The organism is Cobetia sp., from assembly GCF_983723665.1.
On sequence record NZ_CFDJES010000173.1, the window covers coordinates 3,318 to 4,852 of the forward strand.

The 1,535-nt window shown below is 63.5% G+C and carries 2 pseudogenes; both read left to right on the forward strand.

The features are described from left to right. Positions 1 to 351 (forward strand): annotated as a pseudogene (locus tag AC4FAH_RS13190) (hypothetical protein); the annotation flags it as partial. A 480-nt stretch (positions 352 to 831) separates the two neighbouring features. Beyond that, positions 832 to 1,535 (forward strand): annotated as a pseudogene (locus AC4FAH_RS13195) (hypothetical protein); the annotation flags it as partial.

The window sequence follows — 1,535 nt, forward strand, 5'->3', positions numbered from 1 at the left end:
GGCGAGCACTCGGTGCGCGATGGGCTGGATGACTACGACCAGGACTTCTCCCAGATGCGCCCGCTCGCCGAAGGTGTCGCCGACACGCTGCGCAGCTGGACCCGCAAGGTCGAAGAAGGCCTGGAAAAGCTTGATGAGGCAAGCGAGACACCCACGGCGGATACGGCGCAGGAGACAGACGACCAGATCGCTGAGCAGGCGCCTGACGGTGAGGCGCCAGTGGGCGAGTCACACGCGACGCCCAGCGACGAGATAGTCGAGTCGCCTGACCCGCAAGCGATACGAGCAGAAGACTCGCGCGAGCCAGCTCCCGCGTCAGATGATGTCGGCGGCGTCCGCCACAAGCCGTGAGCCGGGGCTGGCCCCACAGACGCCTCCAGCGCCAGGGCGTCAGGATGACGCGCCGCACAATCAACATGCGTCATTATGACCCACGAGTAAGCCGGATACGTCTGACCGAGGTCATCCTGATGCCTCATGGGTCACCCTGACGCGCCTCATCAAGGCGCACTGACTGCAACGCACATGCAAGATTCAGCATGACATGCCAACCCTTGAAGATGATGACTGGCGTCAACCGCCTGCGCTGATGAGTGCCTGCGCGACCTGACCGCGCCCCTCTTCTCGCCGGGCGTGAAAACGGCAATGTCATCAACAGCATGCAAAGATGGTTGGCCTGTCATGAATCCCCCACTGAACGACTGTCGATCGCCGACCCGGCTCTGACCGCGAGAGACCGCGAGAATCAGCGACGACCGGGACCTGCATCATCCGCCTGCCACCTGACGGCAGCTTGCATGCAAGGTCCGCCACGACCGAATAAGGATGAGGATGCTCAGCTCAAGCCTCGAGAGCGCTCAGCGCGCCCTCAATCAACAAGCACGCCAACGCGCCCTGTCATCCGCCATGGGTGGCTCGCCTGCCTCAAGTCTGCCGCTGTTGGCGACGGATGCCGGTAGCGCCCCCATCCGCTATCACAGTCAGGGACGCACCGTGATCATCGGCAGCGAAGCACGAGTGCGAGCACTGGCGAGTCTGCTGTCCCGCCTGCCGGCTACCGCTCAGCTGCCGGTGGCACTCTTGATCAGTGAGCAGGACAACAGTGCGCTGGTGACGATGGATGAACAGCATCTCGCCGCCAGTGAGTCGCTGCCTGTGCACAGTGCCCCGCGTGACATGCTCGCGCTGAGCGGTCACCTCGGCCAGTTCAGCCTTGCCAGTGATGGCGTCAATCTGGCTGCCGCGCTGGTGCCGCAAGGTGCTGGCAGCGCGACCCATTTCGACCTGATCGCCGACCTGTCCAGCCAGCCGCTCAACCAAGCGGAACTGCCACCGCCCGGCTATCTGCAAGCCGGCGCGGACGTCATCGCCGAGCTGGATCAGCTGGTCGCCGATGCTGAGGCCTCTCAGGAATCACTGTCACAGCTGACCACCTGGGCCATGCAGTTCGCGGGCCTGATCGGCAATTTCGACAAACCGAATTACGTGACCGTCAATCTCGATACCTGCGCGCATTCCAGTGCCGGCAATATCGG